The sequence below is a fragment of the Streptococcus suis genome (genome assembly GCF_017601095.1).
Classification (GTDB): Bacteria; Bacillota; Bacilli; order Lactobacillales; family Streptococcaceae; genus Streptococcus; species Streptococcus suis_Z.
Map to the genome: position 1 here is coordinate 154,478 of NZ_JAGFUX010000002.1, position 17,083 is coordinate 171,560.

15 protein-coding genes are annotated in these 17,083 nt (G+C 47.4%); 3 read left to right on the top strand and 12 right to left on the bottom strand.

Annotated features, from left to right (window positions below; translation table 11 throughout):
- Positions 1-125 precede the first annotated feature (125 nt).
- From leuS to J5566_RS02300, 6 genes are all read right to left on the bottom strand, one after another.
- Positions 126-2,627: a leucine--tRNA ligase gene (leuS, locus tag J5566_RS02275; protein ID WP_208561893.1), complete on the bottom strand. Its 2,502-nt coding sequence runs from the start codon at positions 2,625-2,627 to the stop codon at positions 126-128.
- A gap of 101 nt (positions 2,628-2,728) precedes the next feature.
- The gene (locus tag J5566_RS02280) at positions 2,729-4,621 is read right to left on the bottom strand and encodes a M13 family metallopeptidase (protein WP_208561894.1); all 1,893 of its coding nucleotides are present in this window, start codon (positions 4,619-4,621) and stop codon (positions 2,729-2,731) included.
- Positions 4,622-4,689: 68 nt separating this feature from the next.
- Entirely contained in the window at positions 4,690-5,517 is an 828-nt protein-coding gene (locus tag J5566_RS02285) for a metal ABC transporter permease (RefSeq protein WP_208561895.1), read from the bottom strand.
- Entirely contained in the window at positions 5,510-6,370 is an 861-nt protein-coding gene (locus J5566_RS02290) for a metal ABC transporter permease (RefSeq protein ID WP_208561896.1), read from the bottom strand. The genes J5566_RS02285 and J5566_RS02290 overlap by 8 nt, the downstream gene beginning before the upstream one ends.
- Positions 6,363-7,127 carry a metal ABC transporter ATP-binding protein gene (locus tag J5566_RS02295; RefSeq protein WP_208561897.1) on the bottom strand — a complete coding sequence of 255 codons (765 nt, stop codon included), beginning with the start codon at positions 7,125-7,127 and terminating at the stop codon, positions 6,363-6,365. The genes J5566_RS02290 and J5566_RS02295 overlap by 8 nt, the downstream gene beginning before the upstream one ends.
- Positions 7,128-7,141: 14 nt before the next feature.
- On the bottom strand, positions 7,142-8,065 hold the full coding sequence (locus tag J5566_RS02300; protein WP_208561898.1) for a metal ABC transporter solute-binding protein, Zn/Mn family: 924 nt from the start codon (positions 8,063-8,065) through the stop codon (positions 7,142-7,144).
- 126 nt (positions 8,066-8,191) lie between these two features.
- On the opposite strand from J5566_RS02300, the gene J5566_RS02305 reads away from it, so the two are divergent.
- Positions 8,192-8,851: an iron dependent repressor, metal binding and dimerization domain protein gene (locus J5566_RS02305; RefSeq protein WP_208561899.1), complete on the top strand. Its 660-nt coding sequence runs from the start codon at positions 8,192-8,194 to the stop codon at positions 8,849-8,851.
- A gap of 12 nt (positions 8,852-8,863) precedes the next feature.
- Here J5566_RS02305 and J5566_RS02310 read toward each other — a convergent pair whose 3' ends face one another.
- The 4 genes from J5566_RS02310 to J5566_RS02325 all read right to left on the bottom strand — a co-directional run bounded on the left by J5566_RS02310 (position 8,864) and on the right by J5566_RS02325 (position 12,241).
- Entirely contained in the window at positions 8,864-9,139 is a 276-nt protein-coding gene (locus J5566_RS02310) for a hypothetical protein (protein WP_105111034.1), read from the bottom strand.
- Positions 9,140-9,347: 208 nt separating this feature from the next.
- Entirely contained in the window at positions 9,348-9,533 is a 186-nt protein-coding gene (locus J5566_RS02315) for a hypothetical protein (protein ID WP_208561900.1), read from the bottom strand.
- Positions 9,534-9,594: 61 nt separating this feature from the next.
- Positions 9,595-10,038, bottom strand: a complete 444-nt coding sequence (gene dtd, locus J5566_RS02320; protein ID WP_208561901.1) for a D-aminoacyl-tRNA deacylase — start codon at positions 10,036-10,038, stop codon at positions 9,595-9,597.
- A gap of 1 nt (position 10,039) precedes the next feature.
- Positions 10,040-12,241, bottom strand: a complete 2,202-nt coding sequence (locus J5566_RS02325; RefSeq protein WP_208561902.1) for a RelA/SpoT family protein — start codon at positions 12,239-12,241, stop codon at positions 10,040-10,042.
- Between the two features lie 265 nt (positions 12,242-12,506).
- On the opposite strand from J5566_RS02325, the gene J5566_RS02330 reads away from it, so the two are divergent.
- Positions 12,507-15,044 carry a bifunctional 2',3'-cyclic-nucleotide 2'-phosphodiesterase/3'-nucleotidase gene (locus J5566_RS02330; protein ID WP_208561903.1) on the top strand — a complete coding sequence of 846 codons (2,538 nt, stop codon included), beginning with the start codon at positions 12,507-12,509 and terminating at the stop codon, positions 15,042-15,044.
- 22 nt (positions 15,045-15,066) lie between these two features.
- The gene (locus J5566_RS02335) at positions 15,067-15,588 is read left to right on the top strand and encodes a GNAT family N-acetyltransferase (RefSeq protein ID WP_208561904.1); all 522 of its coding nucleotides are present in this window, start codon (positions 15,067-15,069) and stop codon (positions 15,586-15,588) included.
- 27 nt (positions 15,589-15,615) lie between these two features.
- On the opposite strand, the gene J5566_RS02340 is transcribed toward J5566_RS02335, so the two are convergent.
- Positions 15,616-16,332 carry a DUF554 domain-containing protein gene (locus J5566_RS02340; RefSeq protein ID WP_208561905.1) on the bottom strand — a complete coding sequence of 239 codons (717 nt, stop codon included), beginning with the start codon at positions 16,330-16,332 and terminating at the stop codon, positions 15,616-15,618.
- A gap of 3 nt (positions 16,333-16,335) precedes the next feature.
- Positions 16,336-17,082 carry a 16S rRNA (uracil(1498)-N(3))-methyltransferase gene (locus J5566_RS02345; protein WP_208561906.1) on the bottom strand — a complete coding sequence of 249 codons (747 nt, stop codon included), beginning with the start codon at positions 17,080-17,082 and terminating at the stop codon, positions 16,336-16,338.
- Position 17,083 lies beyond the last annotated feature (1 nt).

Below are 17,083 nucleotides of genomic sequence, written 5' to 3' on the forward strand. Positions count from 1 at the left end.
GTTGGAGGTTGGAAATAGACAAACAAATGAGTCAATCGTTATTTGGTAACGATATTGACAAGTTTGGTTGGCTTCAACAGTCTGAGAATAGACTGTTGAAGGTAGGAAATGGGCAAATAAATTGGTTACTTCACAACAATATTAACCAATTTATTTACAACCGTAATCACCTTCACCACTGTTTGCCCAGCGATTTCAGCTTGGACTTTTTCGTCTGCAAGGGCAACTTTTTCGAGTTCTGCTGGTGCTAGGTCTTTGGCTACGGTCAAGCGAGCTTTTACTTTACCCTTGATTTGGACAACGATTTCCACTTCGCTTTCTACCAGCTTGCTTTCGTCATATGTTGGCCATGCGACATAGCTGATTGACTGGCCTGTATTTGCAAGACCCTGCCAGAGTTCTTCTGCCAAGTGTGGTGCAAATGGGGCAATCAATTGGACAAAGCCTTTGGCGTAGTCAACATAGAGCTTATCTTCTTTGTTAGCAGCGTTGACAAAAATCATGAGCTGGGCGATAGCCGTGTTGAATTTCAAGTCTTCAATATGCTCTGTCACCGTCTTCACAGTTTCATGGTACACTTTATCAAGCGCTCCGCTATTGTCCACCACAAGCTCCTTGGTAGTCAAGAGGCGATAAACACGGTCCAGGAACTTACGGCTGCCCTCGAGGCCTTCTTCTGACCAAGCGATTGATGCATCAAGTGGGCCCATGAACATCTCGTAAACACGGAGGGTATCCGCACCAAACTGCTCGACTACATCGTCTGGGTTGACCACGTTTTTAAGGGACTTAGACATCTTAGCAGGTGCCTGCTCCAACTTCTCACCAGTTTCGATGTGGAAGAAGGAACCATCACGTTTTTCAACCTTATCTGTCGCTACAAGCGCCCCACGGCTGTCGCGATAGCTAGTTCCCAAAATCATCCCTTGGTTAAAGAGTTTTTGGAAAGGCTCTTTGGTTGGCACAACGCCAAGGTCGTAAAGGAACTTGTGCCAGAAACGAGCATAAAGTAAGTGAAGGACCGCATGCTCGGCACCACCGATGTAGATGTCCACTGGCAACCATGCTTTGAGAAGCTCCTCGTCTGCCAATTTCTCATCGTTGTGTGGGTCGATATAACGGAGGTAGTACCAGCTAGAGCCCGCCCATTGTGGCATAGTATTGGTCTCACGGCGACCTTTAACACCGTCTTCACGCACCACTTCCAACCAGTCTGTCAGGTTAGCAAGCGGCGATTCCCCTGTACCTGAAGGCTTGATGTCTGAGGTTTTTGGCAATACCAGAGGTAACTCATTTTCTGGTACGGCTGTGGAAGTTCCATCTTCCCAGTGGATGATTGGAATTGGCTCACCCCAATAACGTTGACGGCTGAAGAGCCAGTCACGGAGGCGGTAGGAAATTTTCTCCTGACCGACACCATTTTCTTCCAGCCAAGCCACCATTTTGGCAATGGCTTCTTCCTTGTTGAGTCCATCTAGGAAGTTCGAATTGATGTGGGCACCGTCTTCTGTATAAGGTGCTTCTTCTACATTGCCTCCTTCCAGAACTGGAATGATGTCCAAGTTAAACTGCTTGGCAAATTCCCAGTCACGCTCATCATGAGCAGGAACGGCCATGATAGCACCTGTTCCGTAACTTGCAAGTACATAATCAGCAATCCAGATTGGTATTTCCTTGTTGTTCACAGGGTTGATGGCGTAGGCACCTGTCCAAACACCAGTCTTGTCTTTTGCTAGGTCTGTACGGGCCAGGTCTGATTTGAGAGAGGCTTGGCGTTTGTACTCTGCCACAGCTTCTGCTTGTTCAGCTGATGTGATACTATCGACCAAGTCATGCTCAGGGGCAAGAACTGCGTAGGTCGCACCGAAAAGGGTGTCCGGACGAGTTGTAAAGACTGTGAAGTCCTTGTCTGTGTCCTTGATTTTGAAGGTCACATTGGCACCGGTTGACTTGCCGATCCAGTTGCGTTGCATGTCCTTGATAGACTCTGGCCAATCAACTTCTTCTAAGTCGTTAAGCAAACGCTCTGCATAGGCCGTGATTTTCAACATCCATTGGCGCATTGGCTTGCGGACAACTGGATAACCACCACGTTCAGACGTTCCGTCAGGAAGGACTTCTTCGTTGGCGATAGCTGTTCCCAATTCTTCTACCCAGTTTACAGGCACTTCTGCCTCATAGGCTAGGCCTTTTTCATACAACTTAGTGAAAATCCACTGAGTCCACTTGTAGTAGTTAGGATCAGTCGTATTGACCTCGCGGTCCCAGTCGTAAGAAAAGCCAAGGGCGTTAATCTGACGCTTGAAGTTGGCAATATTTTCCGCTGTAAAGTCTGCTGGGTCATTTCCCGTGTCCATTGCGTATTGCTCTGCTGGCAAACCAAAGGCATCCCAGCCCATTGGGTGAAGAACGTTGTAGCCCTGGGCACGCTTGTAACGGCTGAGAATGTCGGTCGCAGTATAGCCCTCTGGGTGACCAACGTGCAAGCCCGCCCCAGACGGATAAGGGAACATATCTAGGGCATAAAAGTTTGGCTTGTCCGCATCTGTTCCCGTCTTAAAAGTATGATTTTTTGCCCAAAATTCCTGCCATTTGGGCTCGATTTCCTTGTGATTGTAGAAGCTCATGTCATTTCTCCATGTCAATAAATTATCTTTACTATTATATCACGTTTTTGGGGAATTAGGAAAGACAAAAACAGCCAGTTTTCACTAGCTGTTTTCCCGTTTTACCAAATAATCACGCGGTCTTCTTTGGCACGCCACATGCCGTCGCCTTCTTGAACGCCAAATGTTTCATGGAATTCATCGAAGTTTGGCAACTGGATGTTGGTGCGTAGGTGACCTGGTGCGTGGACATCGACACTAGCCAACATCTGCATGAACTCAGGACGGGCCTTCATTCGCCAGATGCGAGCAAAGTTGGTGAAGAACTCTTCTGCGGAGAAGTCGTCCTCCGACTTGGCTGCTTCCAAGGCCGCTGCAATCCCACCAAGGTCGGCAATGTTTTCTGACACGGTCAATTTACCATTGATTTTGGCACCGTAGGAATCCTGACCTTCAAACTGGTCAATGACCTGCTGAGTACGAGCTTCAAATGCTGCATAATCTTCCTCTGTCCACCAGTTATTCAAGCTACCATGCTCATCAAAGGAGGCACCGTTTGAATCAAAGGCATGGGAAATCTCGTGGGCAATAACCGCACCGATACCGCCGTAGTTAGCTGATGAAGACTGCTCCAGAGAGTAGAATGGCGCCTGCAAAATGGCTGCTGGAAAGACAATCAAGTTCTTCTGTGGATTGTAGTAGGCGTTGACCATATGAGCTGGCATGCCCCACTCCTTAATGTCCACAGGCTTGTTCCACTTGCTCCAACCATGAGCAATGTCAATCTTGTTTAGTTCGATGGCATTTTCCACCAAGGACTTACTTGGGTCAACAAGCTTCTTATAATAACGCTCTGGCAAGGCTTCTGGGTAGCCGATATAAGGCTTGATGACATTGAGTTTGACAATGGCCTTGTCACGCGTTTCCTGAGCCAACCAGTCTGCCGTTTCCAAACGAGACTTGTAGACCTCAATCATCTTGGCAACCTTAGCTTCCACATCTGCCTTGGCTTCTGGAGAGAATTTTTCGCCAGCATACCAGAGACCGAGGGCTTGGTTAAAGTAGCCTTGAGCCAGATTGTAGGCTGCTTTTTCTTGGTTTTGAGCCTGTGGAGTACCAGAAAGGGCACGGCTGTAGGCACCTGCTAGAATACGAATTTCATCCGACAGAAAGGCTGTATAGGCCCCAGCCGCTTTCAAAATCAAGGTCGCTTTCAAAAGCTCCCAATTATCCGCACTGTAAATGTCCTTGGCAGCCTGCCAGAAGCGTTCCTCTGGCACGATAATCTTGTCTGGTGTTTGCCCCAAAATCGCTGTGAAGAAACCATCCAAAGGCAACTCTGGTGCCAAGGCAGTAAAATCTGCCCACTCGTACGGGTGGTAAAGTTTGGCGTACTCAGAACCTTCTTCATTAGACAGAACATACTTGGCAACCTTGGCGTCTAATTCCAAACGTTTATCTAGAAGGTCCTTGATTTCCTCATCGCTGAAACCAAACTTAGGCAGGAGGGCTTCTTGGCTCTCTCTCCACGTTTTGAGCAACTCTGCTCCTTTTTCATGCCCTTCCTCATAGTAGGTTGTATCTGGCAGGATAATGCCTAGAGAATCTGCCCAGAGGACATTGGTGGTCGCGTCCATAAAGTCAGGTGCCACACCGAAAGGCATGAGGTTTGGCTTGCCTACCAACTCGTATTCTGCCAGCTTGCTGGTAAATTCTTCGAAAGAGTTGAGAGCCTTGTACTCTGCAATCAAGGCTTGCGCTGGTTCTGCTCCCAAACGGTCACGGGTTTCATAGTCGGCCACTTGCTTGTGGAAGGCTACAAAGTTTTGCAAAACACTATCTTCTGGGAGATTTTCTCCCGCCAACCATGTGTTTGTCGTGTCAATCATGAGTTTTTCAATCTCATCCGCCAAATCAGAAAAGCCACCTGTTCTTGGCTTATCGTCTGGAATCACGGCTGTTTTTGCCCATTCACCATTGACGTATTCGTAAAAATCATCTTGTAAACGTGTCATTAATTTTCTCCTATCCTCTTTTTTATTTACTATAGTAACAAAAAAGTCTGACAATTTCATTTGCCAAACTAGGTTTTTAGGGTATTTTTTAGGAAAAAGCTGACGCAGACTGTCAGAAGCCCCATGACCGAACAGGTCCCAGACATGGTCAGATCAAGCCAGCTGGCAAGCCCAAAGCCTAGAACAATCATCAGAATGGCGCAGCATTGCCCCAAAACTAAAAACTGACAGAAATGCTTCGACCAAGGTAAGGCCGCCATACTGGGTGCTAGTAAGAAAATAATGACCGCCATAGAGCCGACCGCTTCAAAGGACAAGACCGTTGTCAAGGAAACCAGAAAAATCAACCCTAGCTCCAGTCTTTTGGTGGCAATCCCTTGGAGTTTAGCCTGCTCCTTGTCCAAGAGATAGAGGGTCAGAGCTTGAAAGTTCAAGAAAAAGAAGACCAGTAAGACTAGCAAGAGCCCGACGGACTTGACCAAGGCCAAGGGTAGCGACAGGCCAAATAGGTCCAGCCTGTTAAGAGGGGCAAAGAGCACCTCGCCCATCAGGACCATATCCAAGTCCAGATGGACATTGCGGGCAAAGAGGGAGATGAGAATAACCGCTAGGGCAAAGAAAAAGGTAAAGAGCAAGCCCGTCGCCGCATCCTGAGCCAACTTGCGAGTGTGTAGCCCCTCAATAGCTAGAACTGTCAGTAGACCAAAAAACGCCGCCCCAAACAAGAGCAGGGGGGAATCAAGGTTGTGACTGACAAAGAAGCCCAGTACTATCCCCAACAGAACCGAGTGGGACAAGGCATCTGCCAGCATGGCCTGATTGCGCACCACCAGGACAGACCCAATCAAGCCACAAGAAGAACCAACAGACAGTAAAATCAATAAGACCTCAAGCACCTGCATTCTCCTTTCTGATATAGGTCACATAAGCAAAAGCCACTAAAGAGGACAAACTCAAGCAAACAATAATAGCCGGTCCAGTCGATAACCCTGTCACCACTGAACTCACATAACTTCCAAGTAGGGCTGAAAATCCAGCAATTCCTGCTGCTAATGCCAAGGTCTGGCCATAGGACTTTCCTAGAAGCAAGCCAAAGACAGCCGGTGCTATCAAGAAACTACTCATCAGGATAGCCCCAACCACCTTCAAGCCAACCGCAATCAAACTCATCATCAGAAACAGGGTCATACGGTCAATCTTTTCCACAGGAATCCCCACTAGCTTGGCAAATTGTCTGTCAAACAGATAGAGCTTGAACGACTGGTAGTGCCAGCCAAATAGGAACAAGGCTAGCAAGGCTACCAAGCAAATGAGTACGACATCATCCAGCTGCATAAAGGCAGCCTGACCAAAGACATAGTTTTCCAAGCCTGCCTGGGCGGCTCCCTGAAAGACCTCATTGCCCTGAACATACTGCTTGAGAACCAAGCCCAGTCCAAAAAAAGCCGCTGAAACCAGTGCCAAGGCATTGACCCGACTGGTCCGCCCTCCTCGACAGAGCCAGCTGACCAGACCATAGGACAGGTAACCCGAAGCCACCGCTCCAATCAAAAGAAGCAGGGGCTGGCGTGACTGAAAGACCATATAGGACAGGATGATTCCTGGATAGGCCGCATGCCCCAAACTATCCCCGATTAAACTCTGCCTGGTCAAGACGCTAATGGTACCGATTTGACTAGCCGCCAAGGCTAAAACAAGGGTTCCCAGAGCTACCGTCCAAAAAGAATAGTCCTGCAACAGATCAAACATGACCAAGCCCCTCCTTTATAAATAAGGCAGGTTCCTGACCAAAGGCAGCTTGATAGGCTTGCAGCAAATCCACCTGCTCCATAGCCCCCTCTGCCACCAAGCGACCATTGAGCCAGAGGACATAATCAAAATACTTTTCCAAGGTCAAAAGGTCATGGTGGATGACCAGGGAGGTCTTGCCTTCTTGCTGGAACTTCTTCAAACAGTCCATGATGACTTGCTCTGTCACCTGATCAATTCCTGCCAAGGGCTCATCCATCATGTAGAGTTCAGCTTCCTGGGCCAAGGCCCTAGCTAGAAAGACTCGTTGCCGCTGACCACCAGATAGCTGATCAATCTGCCGATTGCGTAAATCACTGATTTTCATCTCTTCCAGAGCCTGCTCTGCCTTTTCCTTATCTAAGGAACTTGGTCGACGGAAGAAACCACTGGTATGGGCAAACCGCCCCATCAGGACAATATCCAGAACCCTTGCAGGAAACTGCCAGTTGACCTGGCTGGCTTGGGGAATATAGGCAACATTTTTTTGAATAACTTGATCCAGTTTCTCTGACTGACCCAGTAGCGAAACCTTGCCACTTACCCCCTTCTCCAAACCCAAAATCGCCTTAAACAAGCTCGATTTCCCTGCACCATTTGGTCCGACCAGGGCTGCACGACAACCCTTGGGTAGCTGAAAACTGACCCGATCTAGAGCCTTGACCTGTCCTGCACCATAGTGCAAGGACAAGTCTTCAACTCTCAGTATTTCTTCCATTCTTCCAACCTTTCTTACTGCAAATGCTCCACAATTAACTGGACATTGTGCTTGTACATATCGATAAATGTCGCTCCCTCTTCCCCTTCTGGCGCTAGGGAATCTGAGAATAGTTCCTTGCCTTCACCGCTTACAATCGCTACCTGACCACCCTTGGCCTTGACAGCTTCCTGCAATTTTTCCATGCGTTCTGGACTGGTTGTTGACTCGGTGAAGATAGCCTTGATACCATGTTCTAAAATCATATTGACCGTTTCAATCATATCGCTGTTGGCAACTTCAGACTCGGTGCTAATGCCCTGCGGTGCATAGAGAGTAAAGTCATAGCTGGCTGCGAAGTAGTTAAAGGCATCATGAGGGGTGACTAGGTAACGGCTCTCAGCAGGCAGAACACTCAACTCTTTTTCAATCCAAGTATGCAAGTCATCCAACTGAGCTAGGTAATCTTCCGTATTTTTCTGAATCAGCTCTGCTTTTTCCGGAAGAAGTTTTTGCAACTCCTCAGAAGCTACCGCTACCGCTGATTTATAGAGGGAGATGGAAAACCAGAAGTGAGGGTCCACAATCTGCTCCCCGTCTTCATCCATGGTAGTCAAATCCGACTGGGCAAAGTTCTTAGACACTGCTACCCCCGTCTTTTCCAAGGCTTCCACCATTTTGCCCTCAAAGTGCAAACCATGGTAGAGAACTAAATCCGCCTGCTGCAACTTGGATAGGTCGCTGGCTTTAGCAACATAGAGGTGCGGGTCTTCCCCTGCTGGAATTAGTAGATCCCGCTCCACCTCATCTCCTGCCAGCTGGTAGACCATGTCATTGAGGAAAGAGGTCGTGACCGCCACTCGTGGCTTGCTGGAAGCCTCTGGGCTTTGCGTTGAACGACAGGCTCCTAGTCCGATCAGGGACAATAGCAGAGCCAAACTGAAAATTAGTTTTTTCATGATTGGTTCTCCTTATATTTTTGTTAGGTGTACTTAATTTTAGTTTTAATATACATTAAAAAATTCTTTCTGTCAATGATTTTTATAAAATTTTGGTATACTATTCTTACTAGAAAGTGAGAGAATATGACACCAAACAAAGAAGATTACCTGAAAGTCATCTATGAACTCGGACAGACAGAACAAAAAATCACCAATAAGCAGATTGCTGAAAAGATGAATTTTTCCGCCCCAGCCGTTTCCGAAATGCTGAAAAAAATGGTCACGGAGGAGTTGATTGAAAAGGACAAGGCAAGTGGTTACCTCCTCAGCCAAGCTGCCTTGGAAATGGTAGCCAACCTCTACCGCAAGCACCGCCTGATAGAAGTCTTTTTGGTCGAGCAGCTGGGCTATTCCCCTGAGCAAGTCCATGAAGAAGCTGAAATTTTAGAACACACCGTTTCAGACCATTTTATCAACCAACTAGACAAACTGCTGGGCTATCCCCAAACCTGCCCACACGGTGGCAGTATTCCTAAAGAAAACCAGTTGCTTGTGGAACGCTACCAGACCCGGCTGTCCCAACTGACCGAAACTGGCAGCTACCAACTGGTTCGTATCCATGACTTCTACCAGCTTCTCCAATACCTGGAACAACATGAGTTAGCTGTCGGCGATCAACTACTTGTGACAGCCTTCGACCAGTTTGCCCAGACCATCACCATCCAGTACAAGGACAAAGAACTGGCTATCCCTACAGCCATCGCCCAAGAATTATTCGTAGAAAAGCAAAATCGCCCAGCCTAATAAGCTGAGCGATTATTTTTTTCTCACATTACGGAAAATAGATTTGGCTGCCAAAAACAGTTGCCCACATACATACACTAACCCAAGTAGGAAACCTATATAAAAACAGCCCAATAGAAAGTGAGGGTTATAGGTTAAAGGCTGCAAGACAAACATGAGAATCCCTACCAAGCCCCACCGCATGCCCCAGGTCATCTTTCTCTGGATAATCCACTCCAGCCAATCTTCTCCAACTGAACTTCTGGTTTCCAGATACTCTTGATTAAGGTCTTGAAAAAATTTTCTCATATTCCTGCTCCCCTCATCCTATCTTCAAAACATACACTAGCACTTTGTGACAATATTATTATAGCACATTGTTTTCAAATAATAGTCGAATGAAGGGCTTTCAGACAAGGAACTGAGGCGCAGGCTGTACTAGAGTACGGCAAGTCGAAAGTGACGATGCATCAAAGCTAATTCAAATGACTAAACCAACACTGTCGAAAAAACCAGCCTACTCGGGCTGGTCTTCTTGGAGTCGCTCTTTGAGGCGGCGACGGTATAAAATCTGCGAAGGAATAAAATAGAGAAAACTCGCTAAGATTATCCATCGCTTATCGATTTCACTAAAGTAAATCACCAAAATCAAGGTGAAAGCCACTGTTAGGTAGAAAAAATGATTGGTTAATAACTTTTTCATCCGACACCTCCACATTTTCTTGACATTAGTATATCAAATAAACCTATAAAAGTATAGAGGGCTAGCGATTTTTGGTATCCAACACAATGGTCACCGGACCATCATTGACTAGACTGACCGCCATGTCCGCCCCAAAAACGCCCACTTCAACCGGTACATAGGCTGACAGAGCCTGGTTAAAGGCATCATAGAGTTGGCTGGCTAGGGCCGGAGCTGCCGCTCCTGTAAAGGCAGGGCGATTGCCTTTTTTTGTATCCGCAAAGAGAGTAAATTGGGAAATAGTTAAAATCTTGCCCGCCACATCTTGAACAGACTTGTTCATCTTGCCTGCCTCATCTGCAAATATCCGCATATTGACAATTTTACGAACAGCATAGTCCAGGTCTTCCTGGCTGTCATCTGGGCCCACACCGACTAGGAGCAAAAGTCCTTGTTCAATTTGCCCATGGATACTTCCATCGATGGTCACACTAGCCTGTGATACACGTTGTAATACAATTTTCATCTTATCCGTTGGTCCTTTTCACTGAGTAAACTTCTGGCACCGACTTAATCTTGTCCACCAGACTGGTCAAGGTTGCCAGGTTGGAAATACCAAAGGAAACGTGGATAGTCGCAAACTTCATATCCTTGGTTGGCTGGGCATTGACCGAAGAAATATTCTTGCTGGCATTGGTCAAGACCTTAAGGACATCGTTGAGCAACCCTGAGCGGTTGAGCCCGTAGATGTCAATGTTTGCCATGTATTCCTTGGTCGAATTTTCATCCTCCCAACCGACATCAATCAGGCGGACATCGTAGTTTTCCTGGCTCTTGAGGTTCATACAGTCCACACGGTGAACCGCAACCCCGCGACCCTTGGTGATGTAGCCGACAATCTCATCGCCAGGTACTGGATTACAACACTTGGCAATCCGAATCAGCAAGCCTGACGCCCCTTCAATGACCACGCCACCTTCATGACGGATTTTCAAACTATCTTTGTTGTCGTGTTTGACTTCGCCACCGTTGACCAATTCGTCCGCGACAGCTTTGGCCTTAGCCCGCTCGGCTTCTCGACGTTCTTTCTCTGTCAGACGGTTAAAAATTGACACGGCAGAAACTTCTCCAAAACCAACCGCTGCATATAAGGCTTCATCCGTTTTGTAGCTGGTCTTTTGCAGGACCTCGTCCATGTGGCGGCGGTCCAGGTATTGGTTGGGTACGTAGCCGTTTTCTTGGAGCAGGTTCTGGAGCATTTCACGCCCCTTGGAGACGGAAAGTTCCTTGTCCTGATTCTTGAAAAACTGCTTGATTTTGTTACGGGCCTTGTGAGTTTTAACCAGGTTGACCCAGTCACGACTTGGGCCGAAAGAGTTGGCAGAGGTGATGATTTCCACCTGGTCACCGGTCTTGAGCTTGGTCGTCAGAGGCACCATACGGCCGTTGACCTTGGCACCTGTCGCCCGCTCGCCAACCTTGGTGTGAATCTCATAGGCAAAGTCAATCGGTACAGAATCCTTTGGCAACTCACGCACCGCACCATCTGGCGTGAAAACGTAAATACGCTCGGTGAAGATGTCCTCTTTGACCGAATCGACGAAGGATTGGGCATCTCCTGCCCCTTCTTGAAGTTCAATCAGGTTATTGATCCAACGCAGTTCTTTTTCGCTGGCAGTTGCCTTGCCACCACGCTTGTAGGCCCAGTGAGCCGCAACCCCGTACTCTGCAACCTGGTGCATTTCCACCGTCCGAATTTGGAACTCGATTGGACCTTTTGGCCCATAAACAGTCGTATGGATGGACTGGTAGCCATTGGCTTTTGGACTGGCAATGTAGTCCTTGAAGCGACCCGGCATCGGCTTCCATAATTCATGGATGTAGCCAAGCATGGCATAGACATCACTTGGTGTATCCATCAAGCAACGGATTGCTGTCAGATCATAGAGCTGGTCGAAGCGTTTTTTCTTGTCGTGCATCTTCCGATAGATAGAGTAGATATGCTTGGGACGACCATAGATTTGACCGTGAAGATGGCGCTCCTCTGTGTATTCCCTCAACTTGTCAACGACTTCATTGACCAATTCTTCCCGTTCACGACGCTTCTCACTCATCATTCGAGTAATCTTGTAGAATTCAATCTCATTGAGATAGCGGAAAGACATGTCTTCCAATTCCCACTTGATAGAAGAAATACCTAGACGGTGGGCAAGGGGAGCGTAGATTTCCATTGTTTCACGCGAAATCCGTTCTTGCTTGTCCTTGCGCAAGTGTTTAAGGGTCCGCATGTTGTGCAGACGGTCTGCCAGCTTAACCAGAATAACCCGCATATCTTGGGACATGGCAATCAGCATGTTGCGGTGGTTTTCAGCTAGTTGCTCCTCATGAGACTTATACTCAACCTTACCTAACTTGGTCACCCCACCGACAATATGCCGAACCTCTGGACCAAATTCTGCTTCCATATCATCCAAGGTAACTTCCGTATCCTCAACCACATCATGCAAGAAGCCACAAGCAACCGTGACAGCATCTAGCTTAAGACCTGCTAAAATACCGGCTACCTGGATCGGGTGAACAATATAAGGTTCTCCTGACTTGCGAAACTGTGACTTGTGTGCCTCCGTCGCAAATTCCAAGGCTTTTTCAACAAAACGAACATCCTCGGCTGGAAGATAGGTGGCCGTTAGCGCAACAACCTCTTCCCCCGTAAAATTAACTTCTTTCATCTTCTTCCCTCATCAGAAACTGTTTCCTATTATTGTACCACTTTAGAGGCAAAAGAAAAAGGGGAGCGCTACTTTCCCCCTTGCTCAGCCTTGAAAAAAGACAGATACAACTTGATACCCTGAGCTAACTCTTGCAAAACATTCGTTTTTTTGCTTTGTTTTCTGGAATTTTTCCAACTATTTTCTTAAATATTCGAGAAAAACCTTGATGATTTCGTTTTCAATCGGTATAATATTCTTGAGATTATATCAAATGGAGGTTCTCATGAAATTTCGTTTTAGTAAGTGTGCCCTAGCCCTCAGCCTAGCTTTACTGGCTAGCAGCAACACCGCTCTTGTCTCTGCTGAAGAAACCAGCACAGAAACCCCTATCTTAAATGCAGAAACAAGCCCAATAGAAACAACTAGCTCCGTAGCTACAACCGCTCCTTCTGAAACAGTTGCCCCACCAACGGTTGAGTCTACCCCTGTTACAGAAATTCCAGCGAATACTAAAACAGCAACCGAAAGCATCACACCAGCTAGCGTCACGCCAGTCGGTAGCGAAACAACTAGTCCCGTAGCCGAAGCACCCGCAGCAGTGGCCGAAACCACTACTCCAGCAACAGAAACACGCGCAGTAGCTACTGAAACTACCACTCCAGTTGAAGGCCAGTCGGTCGATGTCCGTATTCTAGCTACAACAGACCTCCACACCAACTTGGTCAACTACGACTATTACCAAGACAAGCCTGTGGAAACCCTCGGTTTGGCAAAAACTGCTGTCCTAATCGAAGAGGCAAAAGCTGAAAATTCAAACATTGTGCTTGTAGATAATGGTGATACCATTCAAGGAACACCGCTTGGAAACTACAAATCCATCATCGATCCAATCGAAGAAGGGGAGCAACACCCTATGTACGCTGCCTTGGACACGCTCGGTTTCGATGCTGGTACCCTTGGCAACCATGAATTCAACTACGGTCTAGACTATCTCCGTAAGGTCATTGCAACTGCAGGTATGCCCCTTCTCAATGCCAACGTTTTACATCCTACAACCAAAGACTTCCTCTACCAGCCTTATACCATCATTGACAAGACCTTCACAGATACGACTGGCAAGGCTGTCAGCCTGAAAGTCGGTATCACAGGAATCGTTCCGCCACAAATCCTCAACTGGGACAAGGCCTATTTGGAAGGCAAGGTCATCGTTCGCGATGCGGTTGAAGCAGTTCGCGATATCGTTCCTGTTATTCGTGAAAATGGAGCTGATATCGTTCTAGTCCTCTCTCACTCAGGTATCGGTGATGACCAGTATGAAGTCGGCGAGGAAAATGTCGGTTACCAAATCGCCAGCCTAGCTGGAGTTGATGCGGTCATCACAGGTCACTCCCACGCAGAATTTCCAGGAACTGCAGAAAAACCAAGCTTCTACGCTCAATATGCTGGCGTGGATGACACAAATGGTAAAATCAACGGTACTCCTGTGACCATGGCAGGTAAATACGGTGACCACCTCGGCGTTATCGACCTCAACCTGACCTACACCGACGGTAAATGGACTACAACTTCTAGCAAGGCTGCCATCCGCAAGATTGACACCAAGTCATCTGTTGCGGACAGTCGTATCATTGACCTCGCTAAAGAAGCCCATACTGAAACTATCAACTATGTTCGTCAGCAAGTCGGTGAAACAACAGCTCCAATCAACAGCTTCTTTGCCTTGGTGCAAGATGACCCATCTGTCCAAATCGTCAACAATGCCCAAATCTGGTATGCTAAACAGCAACTAGCAGGAACACCTGAAGCAGGCCTGCCAATCCTTTCTGCAGCAGCGCCTTTCAAGGCTGGTACTCGTGGTGATGCAACTGCCTATACAGACATTCCTGCTGGGCCAATCGCCATCAAGAACGTAGCAGACCTTTACCTCTATGACAACGTTGTCGCGATCTTGAAAGTCAACGGTGCCCAACTCAGAGAATGGTTGGAAATGTCAGCAGGTCAGTTCAACCAAGTAGACCCAAGCTCCACAGAACCACAAAACCTGGTCAATACAGACTACCGGACTTATAACTTCGATGTCATTGACGGCGTAACCTATCAATACGACATCACCCAGCCAAACAAGTACGACCGTAGCGGTAAATTGGTCAATGAAACAGCCAGCCGTGTCCGCAACCTTCAGTACAATGGACAGGCTGTCACAGACGAGCAAGAGTTTATCGTTGTGACCAACAACTATCGTGCTAGCGGTACCTTCCCAGGTGTCAAAGATGCCTCTGTCAACTACTTGCTCAACCTAGAAAACCGCCAAGCTATCATCAACTATATCATCTCTGAGAAGGTTATCAACCCAACAGCAGATAATAATTGGACCTTCACCGATAGCATCAAAGGTTTAGACCTCCGCTTCTTGACTGCCGATCGTGCGAAAGACTTAGTGGCTAATCAAGAAGGTCTGGTTTACCTCCAAGCTTCTACTGCAAGCGAAGGTTTTGGTGAGTTCAAGTTTGTCTACACTGAGCCAAAAATCGTGACACCTCCAACTAACCAAACAGATACCAATACTAACTCAGCTACTGGTCAAACTGGCGTTCAAATCACACTGCCATCTGGTCAGGTCATTACCCTTCCAGCTGAAAAAATAACAGCACCCGCACCAAAACACAAACTTGCTACTACAGCTAAGGCAAGCACTTCCTCCTCAACAAATCAAACAGGGCAAAAAACACTCCCTGCAACTGGTGAGGCAAGTTCTATGTTTAGCCTGATTGGCATCAGTTTGATGGGCCTTGTCGGTGCTTTCCGCAAGAAAAAAGAATAATAAAAGCATGTAAGAGGAAACCATGTTTCAAACCTTTCCTACTCTAAAATCTACCTCCTTCCAACTTCGGAAAATCGAGGAAACAGACCTCGATGACCTGTGGGAAATCTATTCCAATCCCATTCACTTTCAGATGACACCCAACACTTCCACTCAAAACAAAGAAACCCTCCGAAAACGCATCGGGCATTTCCAGAGGGATTTCAATAAGAAGAAATGCTTATTCTTGGGCTTGGAACATCAAGGGAGATTGATTGGCGTTTTGGAAGTTTTCGACTACAAGAAACGGTCTGCATCGATAACCATTGGCTATCGGATTCATCATGCCTTCTGGAATCAGGGTCTAGCTAGTCAGGCAGTCAGCCTGCTCTGCCATTTCCTAATGGAAGAATGTCAGATAAAAGCAATCCTTGCCTTTGTCCTGCCAGAAAACAGAGCCTCTCAGAAGGTGCTACTGAAAAATGGTTTCCAACAGAGTGGGCAAATCGAGGAGGTCTGGAAGGGCTTGGGGCAGGTCAGCCTCTTGCAATTTGAGCGAAAATAGTAAAAACCAGGGAAATCCTGGTTTTTCTTATGCAAAATAGCTCCAAATCACCGCGATGAGAATAGCCGGCAGCATATTGGCCACGCGAATCTTTTTGTCCCAAATGATATTGACACCGACACAGAAGATGAGGGCGGAGCCGATAAAGGAGAGATTGGCAAGGGCCTGATCCGTCAACAGAGGCTCAATCAAGCGCGCCAAAAGAGTGACCGATCCTTGAAAAATAAAAACCGGTACTGCTGAAAAGCCAGCCCCCTTACCCAGACTTGCTGTCATGATAAATATGATGATAAAGTCCAGAATGCTCTTAATGGCGAGGAGGCTATAATCCCCCGTCAAGCCGTCTTGGATGGAGCCGATAATGGCCATGGCTCCGATACAGACAGTCAGGGAGGCGGTCAAAAAAGCATCCAAAAACTGAGAGTCCTGACCGTTTCCTGACTTTTCACGCAGCCAGATACCCAAGCGCTCAAACCAACCTTCGATATGAAGGACTTCGCCTAGAAAGGTCCCAAAAGCCAGACTGAGCACAAAGAACAAGGTGTTCTGGGTAACCAGTTGACCATTTTCCACTCTTAAAAGACCTGTCAGCGTTCCAGAAATCCCTAAAAAGAGAATGGCAACACCGCTAGCCAAGGTTAAGCCAGACTGATGGCGTTCTTTCAGTAAGTGTCCAAACCAAGACCCTAGCAAACCTGCTAGGGCAATGGTCAGTGTATTGATAATCGTTCCCAAAGCAAACATGGGCTACCTCAACAATTCCGTCGCGTAGCTAATTGCAGAAAGGGCGTAGAGTGGGGCCGTCTCCGCTCGTAAGATACGAGGACCAAGACCTGTTTTGACCGCTCCTGCTCCTTCAAATGCAGCGACTTCCTCAGGCGACACGCCACCTTCTGGACCGACGATGACTAAAACTGATTGACAAGCTTCTAAACCAGATAAGATTTTCACCAGGTTGGCTTGTTCGCCTTCTTTTGCAGCCTCTTCATAGGCTAGGATAATCTGGTCAAATCCTGCTAGTTGGGCTAGGAAATCCGCTTTTTTCTCAAATAATCGAACAGCTGGAATGCGATTGCGTTTGCTTTGCTCGGCTGCCCCTTGGGCAATTTTTTCCAACTTTTCTGCTTTTTTTGCCAGTTTTTTACCATCCCATTTGACCACGGACCAGTCAGCTGGAAAGGCCCAGAGGGCTGCCATGCCTAATTCCGTTGCCTTTTGGGCGACAAACTCGAGCTTGTCTCCCTTGGGAAAGCCCATGGCAATGGTCACGGAAACGGGCAATTCAACATTGTCTGCCAGTTCTTCGATAATCTCAACAGATTGGCTCTGGCTGTCCACTACTCGTGCCAAGCGTTTGATCCCGTCATCAAAGACCAGGAAAATCTGGTCATCTGCCTGCAAGCGCATGACAGAAAACATATGCTTGGCAGTATCCTTATCGCTAATCTGGAACACGCCCTGCGGTGCTCTGCCATTGACAAAATACTGCTGCATC